The organism is Pseudomonas sp. Nvir (assembly GCF_963778085.1).
Taxonomy (GTDB): Bacteria; Pseudomonadota; Gammaproteobacteria; order Pseudomonadales; family Pseudomonadaceae; genus Aquipseudomonas; species Aquipseudomonas juntendi.
This window is the reverse complement of record NZ_OY970405.1, coordinates 3,697,332-3,712,410: the sequence shown is the minus strand read 5'-3', so window position 1 is coordinate 3,712,410 and position 15,079 is coordinate 3,697,332. Positions and strand designations below refer to the sequence as shown.

26 protein-coding genes are annotated in these 15,079 nt (G+C 58.7%); 5 read left to right on the top strand and 21 right to left on the bottom strand.

What is annotated here, in order from left to right:
- Positions 1–8: 8 nt before the first annotated feature.
- From AACG97_RS18020 to AACG97_RS18000, 5 genes are read right to left on the bottom strand one after another with little or no spacing between them, the layout of a single operon-like run.
- Positions 9–383, bottom strand: coding sequence for a hypothetical protein (locus tag AACG97_RS18020; protein ID WP_029888011.1), 375 nt, complete (start codon positions 381–383; stop codon positions 9–11).
- Positions 380–754 (bottom strand): phage protein NinX family protein, encoded by a 375-nt coding sequence (locus AACG97_RS18015; RefSeq protein WP_125920457.1) that lies wholly within the window; start codon positions 752–754, stop codon positions 380–382. The genes AACG97_RS18020 and AACG97_RS18015 overlap by 4 nt, the downstream gene beginning before the upstream one ends.
- The gene (locus AACG97_RS18010; protein WP_029888040.1) at positions 742–1,059 is read right to left on the bottom strand and encodes a hypothetical protein; all 318 of its coding nucleotides are present in this window, start codon (positions 1,057–1,059) and stop codon (positions 742–744) included. The genes AACG97_RS18015 and AACG97_RS18010 overlap by 13 nt, the downstream gene beginning before the upstream one ends.
- Positions 1,056–1,307, bottom strand: coding sequence for a hypothetical protein (locus tag AACG97_RS18005; RefSeq protein ID WP_029888041.1), 252 nt, complete (start codon positions 1,305–1,307; stop codon positions 1,056–1,058). Before AACG97_RS18005 ends, AACG97_RS18010 begins: the two co-directional genes overlap by 4 nt.
- Positions 1,307–1,729, bottom strand: a complete 423-nt coding sequence (locus AACG97_RS18000; protein ID WP_029888042.1) for a hypothetical protein — start codon at positions 1,727–1,729, stop codon at positions 1,307–1,309. Before AACG97_RS18000 ends, AACG97_RS18005 begins: the two co-directional genes overlap by 1 nt.
- Positions 1,730–1,911: 182 nt before the next feature.
- Between AACG97_RS18000 and AACG97_RS17995 the strand changes: the two genes are divergently transcribed.
- On the top strand, positions 1,912–2,211 hold the full coding sequence (locus AACG97_RS17995) for a hypothetical protein (RefSeq protein WP_049274152.1): 300 nt from the start codon (positions 1,912–1,914) through the stop codon (positions 2,209–2,211).
- Positions 2,212–2,258: 47 nt separating this feature from the next.
- On the opposite strand, the gene AACG97_RS17990 is transcribed toward AACG97_RS17995, so the two are convergent.
- From AACG97_RS17990 to AACG97_RS17930, 13 genes are all read right to left on the bottom strand, one after another.
- Positions 2,259–3,182: a DNA cytosine methyltransferase gene (locus tag AACG97_RS17990; RefSeq protein WP_121757583.1), complete on the bottom strand. Its 924-nt coding sequence runs from the start codon at positions 3,180–3,182 to the stop codon at positions 2,259–2,261.
- Between the two features lie 18 nt (positions 3,183–3,200).
- On the bottom strand, positions 3,201–3,551 hold the full coding sequence (locus AACG97_RS17985) for a hypothetical protein (protein WP_016711325.1): 351 nt from the start codon (positions 3,549–3,551) through the stop codon (positions 3,201–3,203).
- A gap of 83 nt (positions 3,552–3,634) precedes the next feature.
- Positions 3,635–4,060 (bottom strand): hypothetical protein, encoded by a 426-nt coding sequence (locus AACG97_RS17980; protein WP_060489023.1) that lies wholly within the window; start codon positions 4,058–4,060, stop codon positions 3,635–3,637.
- Between the two features lie 365 nt (positions 4,061–4,425).
- The gene (locus AACG97_RS17975; RefSeq protein WP_029885840.1) at positions 4,426–4,977 is read right to left on the bottom strand and encodes a hypothetical protein; all 552 of its coding nucleotides are present in this window, start codon (positions 4,975–4,977) and stop codon (positions 4,426–4,428) included.
- Between the two features lie 249 nt (positions 4,978–5,226).
- On the bottom strand, positions 5,227–5,739 hold the full coding sequence (locus AACG97_RS17970) for a hypothetical protein (RefSeq protein WP_029885839.1): 513 nt from the start codon (positions 5,737–5,739) through the stop codon (positions 5,227–5,229).
- Positions 5,736–6,365: a lambda exonuclease family protein gene (locus AACG97_RS17965; RefSeq protein WP_029885838.1), complete on the bottom strand. Its 630-nt coding sequence runs from the start codon at positions 6,363–6,365 to the stop codon at positions 5,736–5,738. The genes AACG97_RS17970 and AACG97_RS17965 overlap by 4 nt, the downstream gene beginning before the upstream one ends.
- Positions 6,352–7,296 (bottom strand): recombinase RecT, encoded by a 945-nt coding sequence (locus tag AACG97_RS17960; RefSeq protein WP_029885837.1) that lies wholly within the window; start codon positions 7,294–7,296, stop codon positions 6,352–6,354. The genes AACG97_RS17965 and AACG97_RS17960 overlap by 14 nt, the downstream gene beginning before the upstream one ends.
- 7 nt (positions 7,297–7,303) lie before the next feature.
- Positions 7,304–8,428 (bottom strand): hypothetical protein, encoded by a 1,125-nt coding sequence (locus AACG97_RS17955; protein ID WP_029885836.1) that lies wholly within the window; start codon positions 8,426–8,428, stop codon positions 7,304–7,306.
- A 288-nt stretch (positions 8,429–8,716) separates the two neighbouring features.
- Positions 8,717–9,172, bottom strand: a complete 456-nt coding sequence (locus tag AACG97_RS17950; RefSeq protein ID WP_029885835.1) for a hypothetical protein — start codon at positions 9,170–9,172, stop codon at positions 8,717–8,719.
- Positions 9,169–9,384, bottom strand: coding sequence for a hypothetical protein (locus AACG97_RS17945; protein WP_016711314.1), 216 nt, complete (start codon positions 9,382–9,384; stop codon positions 9,169–9,171). The genes AACG97_RS17950 and AACG97_RS17945 overlap by 4 nt, the downstream gene beginning before the upstream one ends.
- Complete coding sequence (locus AACG97_RS17940; protein WP_029885834.1) at positions 9,381–9,584, bottom strand: hypothetical protein; 204 nt, start codon at positions 9,582–9,584, stop codon at positions 9,381–9,383. Before AACG97_RS17940 ends, AACG97_RS17945 begins: the two co-directional genes overlap by 4 nt.
- The gene (locus AACG97_RS17935; RefSeq protein WP_029885833.1) at positions 9,581–9,994 is read right to left on the bottom strand and encodes a hypothetical protein; all 414 of its coding nucleotides are present in this window, start codon (positions 9,992–9,994) and stop codon (positions 9,581–9,583) included. The genes AACG97_RS17940 and AACG97_RS17935 overlap by 4 nt, the downstream gene beginning before the upstream one ends.
- A 20-nt stretch (positions 9,995–10,014) precedes the next feature.
- Positions 10,015–10,326: a hypothetical protein gene (locus tag AACG97_RS17930; RefSeq protein WP_125920163.1), complete on the bottom strand. Its 312-nt coding sequence runs from the start codon at positions 10,324–10,326 to the stop codon at positions 10,015–10,017.
- A gap of 917 nt (positions 10,327–11,243) precedes the next feature.
- Between AACG97_RS17930 and AACG97_RS17925 the strand changes: the two genes are divergently transcribed.
- Positions 11,244–11,570, top strand: a complete 327-nt coding sequence (locus AACG97_RS17925) for a DUF1654 domain-containing protein (protein ID WP_232555122.1) — start codon at positions 11,244–11,246, stop codon at positions 11,568–11,570.
- Between the two features lie 40 nt (positions 11,571–11,610).
- Here the strand turns inward: AACG97_RS17925 and AACG97_RS17920 are convergent, their stop codons facing one another.
- The 3 genes from AACG97_RS17920 to AACG97_RS17910 all read right to left on the bottom strand — a co-directional run bounded on the left by AACG97_RS17920 (position 11,611) and on the right by AACG97_RS17910 (position 14,140).
- Complete coding sequence (locus AACG97_RS17920) at positions 11,611–12,435, bottom strand: DUF3037 domain-containing protein (RefSeq protein ID WP_029885830.1); 825 nt, start codon at positions 12,433–12,435, stop codon at positions 11,611–11,613.
- Entirely contained in the window at positions 12,435–13,235 is an 801-nt protein-coding gene (locus tag AACG97_RS17915) for a HipA family kinase (RefSeq protein WP_125920164.1), read from the bottom strand. Before AACG97_RS17915 ends, AACG97_RS17920 begins: the two co-directional genes overlap by 1 nt.
- 62 nt (positions 13,236–13,297) lie before the next feature.
- Complete coding sequence (locus AACG97_RS17910; RefSeq protein WP_029885828.1) at positions 13,298–14,140, bottom strand: S24 family peptidase; 843 nt, start codon at positions 14,138–14,140, stop codon at positions 13,298–13,300.
- 96 nt (positions 14,141–14,236) lie between these two features.
- On the opposite strand from AACG97_RS17910, the gene AACG97_RS17905 reads away from it, so the two are divergent.
- Genes AACG97_RS17905 through AACG97_RS17895 form a run of 3 tightly spaced genes read left to right on the top strand, consistent with a single transcriptional unit; the run spans position 14,237 to position 14,908 of the window.
- Positions 14,237–14,485 (top strand): transcriptional regulator, encoded by a 249-nt coding sequence (locus tag AACG97_RS17905; RefSeq protein WP_029885827.1) that lies wholly within the window; start codon positions 14,237–14,239, stop codon positions 14,483–14,485.
- A 27-nt stretch (positions 14,486–14,512) separates the two neighbouring features.
- The gene (locus AACG97_RS17900; RefSeq protein ID WP_012053015.1) at positions 14,513–14,704 is read left to right on the top strand and encodes a hypothetical protein; all 192 of its coding nucleotides are present in this window, start codon (positions 14,513–14,515) and stop codon (positions 14,702–14,704) included.
- Between the two features lie 18 nt (positions 14,705–14,722).
- Positions 14,723–14,908 carry a hypothetical protein gene (locus AACG97_RS17895; protein ID WP_029885826.1) on the top strand — a complete coding sequence of 62 codons (186 nt, stop codon included), beginning with the start codon at positions 14,723–14,725 and terminating at the stop codon, positions 14,906–14,908.
- Positions 14,909–15,079 lie beyond the last annotated feature (171 nt).

The window sequence follows — 15,079 nt, the reverse complement described above, 5'->3', positions numbered from 1 at the left end:
GGGCAGGATCATGATTCGTCCTCCTGCTGCACGCCAAGCTCACCCATCACCTCGGTGGCGATGGCAAAGCCAGGGCTACCAAGTGGGCATTCCTGGATGATGCGGTTCATTCCATTGATCAGATCTCGGGCTGTGCCGATCATCATGTCGGCGTCGGCGTCCATATCCAGGCCCATGGCCTCGCCGATAGAGCCGATCTGCACACAGGCGTCCAACAGCATGCTCTTGCTGCGTTCGGCATCTTTGCGCAGCGCCTCGTTCTCGGCCTTGAGCTGGTCGTACGCCGAGGCCATCACGACTTCCGGCCCGTGCGGGTCGTAGCCAATCCATCCTCCCGCCTCAGAAACCATCTGGACGACTTTGTAGCGATGAACTTCGGTCATGACATCAGTTCCTTGGGCACCTGGACGGTATCGCCGAGCGTGGCGGTGACGACGGCGCGGCAAATCGCAACCGGTGGTGTGTGGCAGCCCGCGACCCATTCTTCTCCAAGCGCACTCCACAGGCCGCATTTGAAATCCAGGCATACGCGATACTTGTCGACCAGAGCACCTGCCAGCGCCCAGTCTTCCCAGGGGTTGAAACGCTTGGCGTGCTCGATGGCCTGGCACTGATATCGGGCGAATACCCTCCAAGGCACGCCGTTGTACCCGGGCGGCTCCAAGTACACATCCAGCCCTTCGGCCGTGCCAACTGCCCAGCCCAGTGCCTCCCCGGAGAGGTTCGACGCGCTCACTTCGATCAGGTCGGGCATGGCGCCACCTGCTTGGCCTTGGCCGCTTTGGCGCGCTCGATGTTGCCGAACTTGCTCTTGCGCTGGATATCCTTGAAGGTGCGGCAACCTGACATGAACAGGGTTGAGGTCAGGTCTTTACGGCTCCGACCAACCTCCATTATCCCTTTCACACCGTGGCGACAGAGCACGTATGCACTCTTGTAATCGCCACTGCGCAGCATCGTTGTGTAAAACGCCAGCCGCATTGCCAGGCGCCAACTGTCGCTGTCGTCGGACGGGCGCATGCGACGGGTGTAAAGCTGACCTTTACGGTACTTGCTCACAGCTGATACCTCTCATCAATCCAGCGCCCAGGCGCCAGAGCGGGTGTAGGTTCGGGTTGGGTTTCGTGCGGGGAGAGCTGGCGCTGGTTGCCGGCCTGCAGCTGGCTGTCGGGGATGCAGCTGATGCCGACCCCATTGAGCAGGTAACAGGTGACGCCGCGCTTGCTGTCGTGCTGCACGTCGATGACGTTCTCGGTTGCGCTGGCACCGGTGGCCAGCAGCAGGAGGCAGAGGGCGAGGCGGGTCATCAATAGTCCTCCCAGTTGAGCTCTTTGATGAAGTCCCCACCAGAGCAAAGGTGCTTGTCCTCGATGGCTTCGACGCTTTTCAGATCCTCTAGCGCGGCCTTTGCACGTTCCATGGCAAGCTCTGCATGCCCCATCTGGCGCCGCTTGCGAATCTTGTAGGAGTGCAGGGCCTTCGCCTTGTCGGGGTATGCGTAGCGCCGACCATGTGATGCCTTGAGTACGCGCTTGATTCGACTGGTCTTCTCGCCTCTTTCGAGAGAGCGCCGGGCCCAGTGTTCTTCTCGCTCGTGGACAATCCAGTAGCAATGCTCAGACTCGCGCAGCACTACGAAGCGATGACACACGATCGTCACCCCGTCAGGGCTGATATCGTCGGCGTATCGGAAATGGTCCGGCCAAGCCGGTTGCTTTTCTGCAGGCATGACTTCGTCCTTGGCCGCCATATCGCGGCAGTGAGTTGTACAAGTGGTTGGGTTCGGTACAAGAAAATCGGCCGATGGTCCGATTCAGTTCTCAAGCTGCGATACCGAGATTGCGTCTCGCCTCGCTTTGGCTATGGTGAGAGTTCACCTGTGGCATACAACTAAACTCGTAGGAGGTCGACATGAGGATTCGCGGTGAGGTTTTTTGGGGGTGGGCTGATCCAACGCTTCACCACCGTACTCACGACGAAACCCTCAGCGATGGAACGCATATTGATGTTCAGGTGCGACTGTCGCGGGGAGGTACGACGCAGATGTTCATCGGGGTTTATGCCCCTAGCGGTATGGCTATCCATGAGGAGGCCTTCGATTCGCGACCAGGGGAGTCGATGACTCGAGCTCTGGCCTGGGGGGTTGGTCGTGCTCGCCGTATTGCCTCTGATGGCCCTCCCGCCGCTGATCGAATCGCCGCCTCGAAATAATTGGGAGAGGGGTTACAGCTGGATGGAGTACAGATGTGCTCTTTCGGTCATGCGGCCTTCATCAAGGCCTCGATGACTCGCTGACCGGCCAGCGGTGGTACCGCATTGCCGGCCATGTGCATGGTCAGCCGGTGATTGTCCGGCCGTAGGGTGTCAGCTGGGAATGACATCGCGGCCAGGGCCTCGCTGGCGCTGAGCATCCGCATGCGGTCGCCGTCGACCAGAGCCCATCGGTCTAGGGTGGTAATGGTGCCGATCGGCCGGTTGATGTCGCGGCCGGTGGTGCCGGAGCCCTTGCCGTAGTAGGGCATGATGAAGCGATCTCCGAAGCGTTGGCGCCCGTTGCGCACTCGGTCGAGCGTGGCCTGGGCCCGGCCTAGCTTCTCGATCTGTGACCAGCGCCCGGCGTCGAAGTCGAGGAAACTGGCGGCTGACACATGCCGTTCCTGCGGCAGCTGCAGCATCAGCGGGGCCTTGCTGCGCGTCAGGACCATGAACAGGCGCACCCGGTGCTGCGGCACACCGAGGTCAGCGCAGTCCACGATGTGCGGCGCTGCCTGATACCCCAGCGCCTGGATGGCTTGCAACCAAGCCGGGTAGAGCACCCAGTCGGTGAACTCCGGTACGTTCTCGATGATGGCTGCCTGCGGCCGGTGGAACTCAAGGGCCGCTACCGGCGCCCAGGCCGTCGAGCGCGATGCGTCATGCTCAGGGTTCCCCGATTTCTTCCCGCGGGCCTTGGCGTGCCCCTGGCAACACGGCGAAGCGAGCAGGATGTCGTGAGCAGGTACCTGCTCCCAGCGAGCCTGGTGCAGATCCTGGCAGACATGCTCGGTGTTGGGATGGTTGGCTGCATGCCATTTCACGGCATCTGGCCAGTGGTTTGCCGCCCAGAGAACCTGGACGCCTGCGGCGCGCGCGCCGGTGCTCCATCCGCCGAGGCCGGCGAACAGGTCGATTGCTGTGGTCATAGTGGTCTCGGTCGAGGATCAGTCGAACAGGTGCTCGCGGCGCCCGGTCTCGTGGTAATGCAGGTCCTGAATGGCCTGCTGCTGGTCGATGGTGAACATCGGGTTGCAGGTGGTGCAGTGGCCGGCGATCTTGATTGCCTGGAACGACAGCGTGATGGATGAATGGTCCCTGTAGCAGGATGGGCACTTGATCGAGTCGCTTTCGCAGCACAAGCGCGCTTCGTCCTCGCCGTCATGGATGGTCTTGCATACCGGGCATTCGAACATCTCCTCCACTTCTGGCTGGCAGCACTCCCGGGCTCCATCTTCATCGTCGTGGATGTCGCCACAGAAGCCGCACTTGTAGAGCGTCCTGATCTGAACCTTCATGGTGTCTCCAGGCAGGCGCCGCCCTCTCCGGGGAGGCGTTCATCGTTTGAGAGGGGAAGGCGCTGGCGGGCAGCGCCGGAGGGTCAGGCGGCGACAGCGTTCTCGAACTTGATCAGAAGGCTCCGGCTGTCGTTGGTGCAGCCATCTTCCTTGACCCGGTAGGTGGCTGGCTCGTAATCGTAGATTCCAGTGATTACGCCCTGCGTGATGCGAGTTCCAATAGGCAGCGGAGGTTGTGGGTTATGCTCTTCAGCCCATGCTTTCACGGCCTTACGCTCCGCCTGATCAACCAGGGCATCGACTTCATCCAGCGCTTCCATGTCATCCCTGGTGGTGTCCCAGTAGGCGTATTTGTCGAGCTCCTTCGCCAGTTCGAAGCCATCCATGTGGCGTCGGTAGTGCTGGGCGATCGTCTCGGCGTCGGCGCCGTCCAGCTTCTCTGCTACCACCTTGCAGGCTTCCAGGATCATTGCCTTGTCGGCTGTCGGGCGGGGCGGGATGTTCTGCATGCGGAATCTCCTGAGCATGCGCCGCCCTCCGTGCTGGTGGCGGCATGGTGGCAATTTGGTTTGGGATGGGGTATTACGGGTGACCGGCATGGGGCCGGGCCATGGAGGTGCTGGATTGAAGAGGTTTCTGGTATTGGCAGCGCTGCTGCTTCCGTTTGGAGCCCAAGCTGAATCTGTAGAGGACAAGTATCCAGGCGATTGGAACTGGGAATACAACACCGCAATCTCCTCGTCGTTGGCTCAAGCCAAGGTAAAAAGCTGCGGCATCATCAGATACAGAGTCAGCAGGGATAGCAGTAGCGAATTCCTGGTTTACTGCTCAAACGACAATGAGAACTGGAAGGCCTACCTAGTCTGGCCAAACATCAACAAAGTTCTTGGGCCATACCAGCCAGACCCCTCATTGCCATAGGCTGGATAACCTCATCCCCTGGATCCTGCTGAATCATCAGCATGCTCTTCCGGTCGAAGGCCATGGCCATGCGGGGCGATATGCTGATTTCATGCCGTGGCGGGGTGAGAAACTTCGCTGCGTGCAGCCTGCCCAGAGCGTGGATGCCGTGGATCAGCGCCTCGATCATCTGGCTGTAAGTGGCGTCCGCCCAGCCGCATATCGCTCGCAGGTGCTGGCCGGTTCGTTTCCTGGCTGACAGCCGCAGCGGTTCAGACCGCGCCACAGATCGGTGAGCTTCGATTTCGTGGCGCGTAATCCTGAATAATGCGTGATGCCCGAGCGCTTCGATGTGATGAATCATCAGCGTCATCGCCTCGCCCTGTTCCTCGATGCCGGCCCACTCCATCAGCTCCAGCAGGGCCTGTTTAGTCCCTGGTCGAACCTTCAAGCGCAGGTCTTCTTCCTGTAACCGTTCGGCTTTGGCGCGGCGCTTCTCGTCGCGTTCCCTGGGTGACATCGCCATACGGCGCCTCCATGATTCCGCTGGGCGGGATGTGTATGTGCAGCTGGCGGCGACGCTGCTGCGTGAGCTTCTGGATGCGTCTCATGGGTGGCACACCTCAATGGGCGTTTTCTTCGTCGAGCCAGACGGCATAACCACCAGTAGACGCTTGTTTCCTCGGTATACGCCCCAAGGCTGACCAGTGGATCTGGCCATGGCGGCCGCGTACTTCACGGCTGGCACAGGCTGAGACATGGTGGCGATCATGGCCTACCCCCGATTCCGCTGGAGCGGGAAGTCGATGTCGAACGCAGCGAGGATGCGGGCGAATCTGCAGTTTCCAATGCCTAGCTCCAGTGTCACGCCCCACCGGGACATGCCGGAATCACGCAGGGCTATGATCTTGTCGGCGAGGTCGCGATCTTCCTGACTCGGCTCGGCCTTTACCTTCTCCGGTCTGGTCGGTTTCGGCGGACTGAAGAACCTGAATCCTCCCCTCGCTGCGACACCCCATAGAGCGGTCTTGGTTTCTCCGAGGAGCTCAGCCACCTCGCCACAGGTCATGGTCTTGGCAAGCTCGGATACCTGTGCAGCGCGAGCCTTGGCACGTGTCTGTTGAGGGTGTTCCTTTGCGGGAGACGCCGGCTTAAGCCTCTTTGGTTTCGGCTCAGGATGCTTGCGCTGCGGTAGCGGGCGGTAGGTGAAGCCCTCCAGCACCACAAGCTGGCCGCCAGATGCGAAGAAGGCCGCTTTTGCGGCCTCCAGGTCGATTGATTGGTTCATGCTGCCTCCTTCATTCGCTCGCGCATCTCCTTTTCCAGGTCGCTGAGCTCTTCCAGAAACACCTTGATCTCTGACTCCATCTCGCGGATGCGCTTGAAGTCGCGCTCAAAGCGGTGGCAAACGTACTGAAGCGGTTCTGGCAAGCGGTCGTCGTAGCTGACGAAGTCTGCCCAGGCCCTGCCGGTGCAGGCCATCTGGGCCAGCATTTGCCACTCGTACTGCGGGTCGTGACGCTCAGATTGCATGGTGGCGATGTGGGTCGCAGTGTTTGGGCACTTGATCTCCAGCACGCCATCGTCGCCTACCAAACCATCCGGTGACGCACCAAAGCCAGCAATTGTCGGATGCATGACCAGGCCGGTTTCGACCACCATCAGGCCTTTGTCGGCCTCGTAGGCCATGCAGGCAAACGGCTCAAGCTCGACGCCGCGCTGCACGGCAGGCTTGTTGGACAGGTCAGGTCCGCTTTGCTGGCCGGTGAGGCGCTCGCACAGCAGCTCCATCATGTAGTTCTTGCGGGTCGCAGATGGCGCGCCACCTCGGCCGCTTGCCATAACGTCTTTCACCCGGCTGGCGGTCACACACCCAAGGCGTGCCGCGAACCATTCAGCGCTACGCTGCTCCATCTAACACCTCCTCAGATTCGCCTTCGATGGGCGCCGCCTCTGCCTTGATGGCGTCGGCGCGCTTGGTGACCTCGGCCTTGAAGCGAGCGTGTCCGGTTGCATCCTTTGCCTGCTTCATGGCTGCGGTTCCCTGCTGATACACATCGGTCAGTGCTTCTAGGCTGCCGGCCTTCTGTGCCAGTGCAATCCAGTTGTTCACCATCTCGGGGTCGGTGGGTGCCGAGCCAGCCAGGCTGGCCAGACCCTCACCACCGTCCGTGTTCAAATGGTGAATCGCCTGCTCCAGGCGCTCAGTCTTCGGCCAGTACTTGTAACCGCGCTTCACTACGGTCTTCTTGGCCATCTCGCCCGGGTCGGTGACCCATGGGCAGGATTTGTTCTTGCTGACCCAAGCCTTCCAAGCGCTGGACCTGTCCCGGATGGCGTTCACATCCTCTATGCTCATCGTTTCGGTCAGGTAGTCGCCGTCGGCTGTCTTGACCACCACGTACACGCCGATAACCTCGCCGCGATCCTTGGCGAACGGGTTGTAGGAATGGGTCGGCGGTTTGTCGAAGCCGTTCAGGCTGAAAGCGTCTGCGGCGTAGACCAGTTCAGCCTGGGCCCAGCGGATTGCGCCGGTCGACATGGCCAGGTCCATCAAGCCGATGTAGCTGATGTCCAAGCAGATGCGGCCGTCTCGAGGTACCAGGTAGGCCTGTTTCTTGGCCGGGTTCAGGCTGATGCCGATTGCGGCGATGTTGGTGATCGCGTTGGCCACCGACTGCCTGTTCTGCATTGCCACCTTGGTGGCGTACTCGCTCGAGGTGATCACCTGGATGGCGAATTCGGCCTCGCGCTCGAAGTTCAGCGAGCGGTCAGTCAGCACATTGGCGAACTGGTTCCGCTGCGCGTAAATGTCCTGCGAGATGATGGCTACTGCCTGGCTCATGGCGACCTCAGTAGGAAATGGCGATGTTCGGGATCTTGCGCTGGGCGATCAGGGTGACCGCTTGCTTGGCGCAAGCTTCTGGCATGCCCTCGGCCATGAAGGCTTCCAGGGCGGCGCGGTTGATGCTCGCCCGGTGCGCCTTGTCGGCCTCGCGTGCTTCTTGCTGGCGAAGGATCTCGGCGGCAGCGGCATCGGCCCGACGGCGTTCTTCCTGGCGGGCCTGCTCGGCTGCTTCCTCTTGCCGGCGTGCGGCGTCTTGGCGCTCCTGCTCCATCCGTTGCTCGGTGGCAACGCGGTCGGCTTCAGCCTGGATTCGGGCGCGCTCGGCTTGCTCGGCCTGCAACTTGAGCTGGAGGCGCTGATTCTCGGCTTCGCGCTCTTGCGCAGCGGCCTGGTCAAGCAGTTCCTGTTCACGACGGGCTGCCGCTTCGCGTTCTGCTTGTTGCTGCTGGGCCACGCGCTGCCGCTCGGCCTCGACCGCGGCCTCTTGTGCCAGCCTGATGCGGTCCTGCTCGGCGCGTTCTTCTGCTTCGCGGCGCAGGCGGGCTAGTTCGGCCTGTTCTGCTTCATACTTCTGCCGCGCGGCCAAAGCTTCACGCAGCGCAGCCAGCACCTGGTCTTTCACCTGGCCAGCCTCGGCGGCGAACTCTTCCCAGGAGTCGTCCAAAGCCACGCTTTCGACCCTGGCGATGCTGCTCAGCAGTTCCTCGGTGTTTAGGGAACCAAGATCTGAAGCTTCGGCGCGAAGGCCAAGCATCCGCATCTCATGCCCTTTAACTCGCTCGGCCTCGGCCTGCTCCCACTCGGTGAGTGGCCGGCGCGTCTCGTCCCGCAGCGCGTCCATTTTGGTCACGAACTCGCGCAGTTCAGCTTCGACCACCTTCGGCATTTCCTTGAGCCGGCGCAGGTAGTCGCGGCCGGGCTTCTCGACGGCCGTCTTCGACTTGCTGACCTTCGCGGCAAGGCTGGCGATGCGCTCACGGCCCTTGCGGGTGGTCAGATCGGGTACCTCACCTTCAACCTCGGCCTTCACCAGGTCGATAAATTGCTTCAGGCCGCCGGCCACGTAGATGGCCGGGGCGTTCTCCTCGCTGATCTCTTCGATCGCGATCAGTTTCTGTTCTGCGGACATTAGAAAACCTCGCGCCAGGCCGGCGCCGTCAGTTGAAAGGGGAAATGCCAGGTCACCCAGGCACGGAGGTACGCTCCAGGCCCTGGCTGCGGTGGATGGTTGCGCGCTCTCGCCGCTTACGCTCCGGGTAGGTCCGGTTATCCCCTAAGGGCCCGCCGGGCTCGGGTGCGTTGAATCAGGAAGTGATGTTGCCGGCCAGAGCGCTCAGGAGCAGCCAGCCGGTGCAGAAGGTGAGGGCGATGAAGCTGCCGCGCCAGGTGGCGATACGGCGTGCACGCTGGTAGATGGTCATGGCTTAGGATCCAGGGCCGCGATCGCCGACTTGCCGAGCGCTCTCAGCGAGCGGCGGAAGTTGCCGAGGTCGCGGCGCGCTTTCTTGCGCTCCCTGACGAAGTAAAATGCTCTGGTGCAGTGGACGCATCCTTGCTTGAGCAGATAATCCATCACTTCTTCGTCATTTAGACCTCGATCTTCATCTTGAGACCACTCTCGGAATGCATCCCACATATGCGTCTTTCGGCGATTTTTCTCGTCGTACAGGATGTTCCAGTGCTCTTCGCTGCCGTTCGGCCAAGGCAGATCGCCAAGCTCGGGGGATTCATTGACAGGCTTCGGACCAATCAACTCGTATCGGCTCTCGCATCGGCCAAGGTGAAGCCCGATCTCAGCCGTCAACGACTTGATCTGCTGCAAGGTTGATTCGTGGGCAGCCAAGGTGATGAGTATCGAGCGCTCCAGCTTCATGTCCGCACCTCGTAGGCCAGGGTGCACATGCCGCATAGGTAGGCCCGGCCCGACCAGGCTGCCGGGTTCTCGATGTGGGCCAGGCGCGCCTGGTTCATGGCGTCTTCCATGGTCAGGCCCTTGAACACCAGCAAGATTCGATCGTCTGGCACGGCCTGAGCGACCTCGGCCACCTGGTCGTCGATGATCGACGGGAAGATCGGCGTAGTCATGCAGCCTCCTTGCGCCGCTCGGCAATACGCCGGATGCGCTCGCAGTAGTGTTTGAACTCCTCAGCGTCGATGGCGAGGAGGGAGAAGTAGGCGACCACCAGGGTCTCGGCCTTGGCGTCCTCCACCAGGCCAGAGCCCGGCAGAAGCATCGTTTCGATAGCCGCGTTGATCGCGCTGACGGCGATGGTGTGAGGGCTCATTCCGCCCCCTCGGCCTGGGCCAGCACTCCTTCTTTGGCGAAGGGGGTGAGCAGCTGGCGGGCGATCTCTTCCAGCGCCGACTCAGGGTTGGCCACGCTCAGGATCTCGTCGGCTGCCGCTGCTGCATCGCTGGTTACCTTGCACCGCGCAGCCAGAACCAGGCGGCCCAGCACCGTGTTGCTGATATCCGGCTGGCCAAGCTGACCCATAACGAACTCATCCACCGCCTGGGCGAAGCGCTCATAGGTGACACCCTGCTTCGGGCGCATCCGGCGCTGAAACACTACGTCGCGGCGCGCCATCAGCTCAGCGATGCCGTCGTCGATCCAGCGCTCCTCCGGCGAGCTCTCACTCACCGCCGGCGGCATCCGGTTGTCGTACTCAAACTGTGCTGCTCGAAGTGCGCCCATGGTCGCCTCCAGGTGGTGGGTTACTTGATAACGATTGATGCCAGGTAGGCGCGCCATTCCTGAACGCGCTTTTCTGCCGCATCAAGCTCTGCGCCAAGGGCCTTGAGCGCGCCTAGGTGAATCATTTCTCGGCCTCGGATTAGCGTCCCTTGGTAGGTGCGGCTGTCGCACTCAGAAACCGCTACAGTCACGCCGTTTACTGTGACCGAGTAGCCACGCTGGCCGCAGTGATTGCGGACAGCGGCAAGTCGCTCTGCTGCGACCTTGTGAGCGGCTTCTGCTTTTTCGAGCCCCTGCGCGGCCTGAACAATTTCCTCCGTGTATTTGCTCATCTTGTGAACCTCGGTAGCCAACCGCATTGGCCAGGCGTCAGGCGCGGGTGACCAAACCCACCATGAAGGGTGGCCTGGTGCCTGCCAATGCGGTCGAATGTTGGGGAGGGGATAGGAAAGAAACCCGGTCTTGCCGAATGTGGGATGAATCAGAAGAGGAGCCGGCGGTAGAGGCCTACTCTGAGCCGCCGGCAATAAGAATTTTCACTCTACGATGCAGGTCCAGCGGTGGTTATGTCGGTACGGCGCTCTGGTAAATGCGACGTCTGAAACTAGGAACATACCGCGCTTCTGGAGCGCTTCGGTAAGTTGAGCGAGTGTCTCTGCTTCGATAGTCATTGCTGTTACCTCGTCAGATTTACTGCGTTCATAAATCCTGACCCAGTAGGCAACTGTCGGATTCAATATTTTTGACTCACTTGCCTTCGCGACGCCGCGTGAGCAATCGATTTCCCGTCTGGCCCTGTCGCCAAGGCCAGCCAGTGAAATCTGTGTTTCCTCGCTGCTCGCACTGTGCCAGGCACCGACGCCCGTTCTGAGGGCATCCCGGCAGGGAGCGGTTGCAGCGCAACCCTTGGCCCGCTTGACGCTTTCAGTGAGGGAGCGCGCCGCATGGCTTCGAGCTGGCCAGTTCCAGAGCTGGCATGGGGATCGAATTTATTGCTCGCGCTGTGCCGTTGCCGGGATCGATCCGCGAGGTTCCCATCAATGTGAAAGAGCGGTGAGGCTTGAGGGCCTCCCGAGGGGCTGTGTAGCGCCTCGATGGAATGAAAGATAAGCCAATGCCTAATTCTTGTAAATAGGTAATGCCTAACTTTTTTCATGAGTGCCTAATCCGCTCTCCGGGCTTGCATCGTTCGATGGCTCGGGTAAGCTCTGCCTAATACTGGATGTATGTACAGTTAACGGAGGAAGGTATGGGCAAGCAGAAGAAGTCGACCCCACAAGCGCGCCAAGAGATGACAGCCCTTGAGCGGCTGGGCCTGCGGGTGTCGTCGATGATCAATCACCGGATCGCGCAGTCGCAGCGCTGGGTGACAATCCATCGCCTGGACACGGATGGAGACATGGAGTGGGAGGAGGTGATGGGACTGCTGGCCGAGACGCCGGAGCTGGACCTGACGTTCAACGACGACGAGAGCGTGACGGTTCGCTGGGAGCCGCAGAGCGCCGAGGATCGCGACGACCTAGTCGTTGAAAAGGATTGGGAGGAGGAGAGGATTGAGGAGGAGGCGCCTTTCTGATACCCAAAGAAAAGCCCGCCGAAGCGGGCTCCTTAACTTATTAGTGTAAAAGTCTATTATGGCCTGCTAGCGAAGAAATCATATCAAAATAACGAGCTGAGTCTTTGGCATTAGCTAGATTGAAGAGTTCATCGCTATAGTCGCTCGCCATGTTAAGGTGTGAAGTGATTTCTTTTTCGATAGTACTGGTCGCGGTGTAAACAAAGTAGCTCCCAGTGTTTTCTCCGAGAGCCTTTCGGCCTTCCATGAAGGTCATAACTTTCATAGAGGTCTCTTTTAGTTTGGAGTTAAGATCGTTCACGTTGAAATCTATAGCTTCAGTTATATGAAACTTCCCATTCTTTAAAATGAAGTCTGCGTGAAATCCACTTTTTTCATTAAGAGGGTAATTGTATACTACTTTGTGTCTGCTAAGGTCATCGGTGTTTTTTGCAAGCAGATCCATCGATTCAAACTTGTCTTTCAAGTGGCTCAAGATGCGCGGGGTGCGAACCGTTTTCTCTTTGGTAGAGTGTGGCTTAATAAGAAGATTGAACAGGTTTCTAACCCGCTGTTCGTATTGATTGTCGTCGTCAATTACGAACTCGCCAGGATCAGATAAGTAGCTAGGCGAACGGAAAGCTCTCAATATAGAAAGCGATCGCTCTACCGAGCCGGCAAGCTCGGAAACTTCTTCTATTGAGTGTTTCAGATTCTCAATATCATCCATGCTAGAGCTACCGTCGAGCATCCGAAGCTTGGCGGAAGCATTTATTACGCGGACGTCGAGTTTATCTGGTAAAAACACTACTAAGCCAATATTGATGACCTCGCCGCGCTTAGGATCTGGCATGTACTTTATTATTGAGTACTTAAAGTGTTTCATCAGATCCTCCTTTTGATAGTATTGATCCTATCGATCCTGGCTTGTGACTTCCACCAGTCAGTATAGCTTTTTTTCTCAGCCTTTGTCAGCCATCCAGCCGGCATGTTTTCTAGGATCTCTTCCACATCCTCAACAGATATTGCGGCAAGTTGATCCAAGCAAGCAATCGCTTCGGTGCGGTCATAATTCATGGTTAAGTTAATAAGCATGAACGAGTCTTGAGTGTTGCAGTCTGGGTGAAGCGCATCATAACAGTCATGGCCGGTTTCAAAGCAGGCCCTGCTGAAATCAAATGCCAGGGCGATAAAGTTGTTGTCAAAGCTCTGCCTCCACAGGTAGTTACCCCAGTGGCGGTCTTCATTGTTTACAAAAATATCAAAAGCATATAGCCGGCTAAGGAAGGTCTTGAGGTTATTAACCTTGATTTTGGCCTTAAGAATCTGCATAACATCATGCATGTCAGATAGTTTTTTTACGCCGCCTTCCCAGAGTGATCCGAACCCAAGCGTTCCGTCAGATAATCTGATGAAAGCGTAATTTGGGGTGGGGATTGTCACCCGGTAAGCCAACTCGTAGCATACAAGCTCGCTTGCGGGGACCTTCCCTTTACCATCGGTGGGCTTTTTAACCGCATAGTCCTTCCCGTCACGCGCATTAACGATCAGCTGAAGGTCCGCAGAACCTTGATTATTAGGGTATTCCGTTAGGATATCCACAGGGAAAAGACGCTTTTGATAACCCCCAACATGCCTAGCGGGTGAAGGATTTATCACTTTTGCTGGGTCTTTTTCTTTGGTCATCACGCTTCCCTTCCCTTGAGTAAAATATCTCTTATTAAGCTGAATTCTGTTTTATTAACTGCTCAGACCAAATGCGCATTCCACACCAGTAGCACTCGAGCCTGGATGTAGGTCATGTCCCGGCGGATCAGCCGATCCTTGTGCCGCGGGTTGTCCGAAATCATCTCGAAGTGCTCCTCATCAGCCACCTGCAGGCGCTTGATGTAGAGCAGGTCATCCCAGACGAAGAGGTACACCCCATCGCCCACGAAGTCGCGGACGTTGATGTTCACGATCAGCGGGTCCCGATGCTTGATGGTGGGCTCCATCGACTGACCCCAGCCGGTGACCACTTTCAGGTGGTAGTGCTCCTCAAACTCGACGCCGATTTCCCGCAGGTGACTGGGGCTGACGCGAATGTCCTTGAGCATTTCCGGGTAGTCGTGGGGGAGTTGGCCGCCACCCATTGCAGCGCGGATATCGTAGTGAGCGATCCGGACTTCGTCCCCGACCAGGCCAGGCCGGGTGAAATCTACGGTAATTACATTTCCCTCATCGGTCGCTTCGGCGGCTGCAATCAACTGCGCGCGCGCCGAATCCGACAAGTTCTTGCCTTGCTTCGCGAGCATGGCGCGAACCATGTCGGCAGCTGAGGTTGGCGCCGGCTCTGCGACAGGTTCCGAAGTGACATCCTGGATGCTCTCGTAGGAGAAACCTGGGCGAAGCCCCCAGTGCTCAGGGCCCACCACATCAGAAAAGTAAGCGATCACGTCCATCAGCTTGGACTTGTCGATCCGGCCGTTTTTCACCCAGCCCTGTACCGACGGAGGCTTCACCTGGAAGTCGTCTGCAAGCTGTTTCTTAGATACGCCCTTGGCGATCCGCGCAGCATCAATGGCTGCACCTAATTCTGGTCCGGTAAGCATTGCCTAATTAGGCCTATCGCCAGCGCGATTAGGCAATGGCTTGTACGAAATAAGGTAATGCCTTATATTCATCGGTAAATCTCCAGGAGAGAACTCATGAAATCAGCAGAAGCAGCCAAAGAAGCATCCCGCGTGCTGGGCAGCCAGGCGGAATTGGCGCGCCGGCTGAATGTGGCGGCACCCACCGTCAACCAATGGTGTTCAGGAGAGCGCATGGTCCCAGCCAAGCGCGCACTACAGATTGAGGCGCTTACGAATGGTGCTGTGAATCGTGCCGATCTGTGTCCTTCGTTCCCATGGAGCCAGATCGACAGCAACCCGACCCACGCGCTTTCCGCCGCTTAACCACTTTCAACCACAAAGGAACCCACCGTGTCGTACTTCGACCCCGACCACCTGCACAACAAGCCCACCAAGGTTCGCTTGGATGAGGCTGCCGACGATCTGCTGTCGGCGATGGCTCGCTTCAAGCGCACGCAGAAGGCAGTGCTCGCCAGGGAAATTCTGGAGCGCGGTCTCGACCAGATGATGCAAGAGCTTAACGCGAAGACTGACGTGGCCTGAAGTGGCCGAGGAGGCCCTGTGCCAGAAAGCAAAGAGCTGGAGATCCAGCTCGACGGGAAGGGCAATTCGGATCTGGCGTATCTCGCCAGGCAGAAGGGCTTAACCCCTGAGCAACTGGCGGCACAAATCATCAACGAGGCTCTCAACCGGATGACGAGAACAGAGCCTGGCCGAAGCAATGTTCGGTCGTTTCGCAAGGGCTAATAAGCCCCTGAGGGACTCATGAGGAACTGCCGTTGAAAACACCAAAACCCAAACCGCGGACGCAAAAAAGCCGGTGGCTAGACCGGCTTCTTGTACTGCATTCGTAACGCTTGTGTGAGGTCATCATATATGCATCAGACCATCCAAAGCAATACCGCAGCCCTCGCGCCA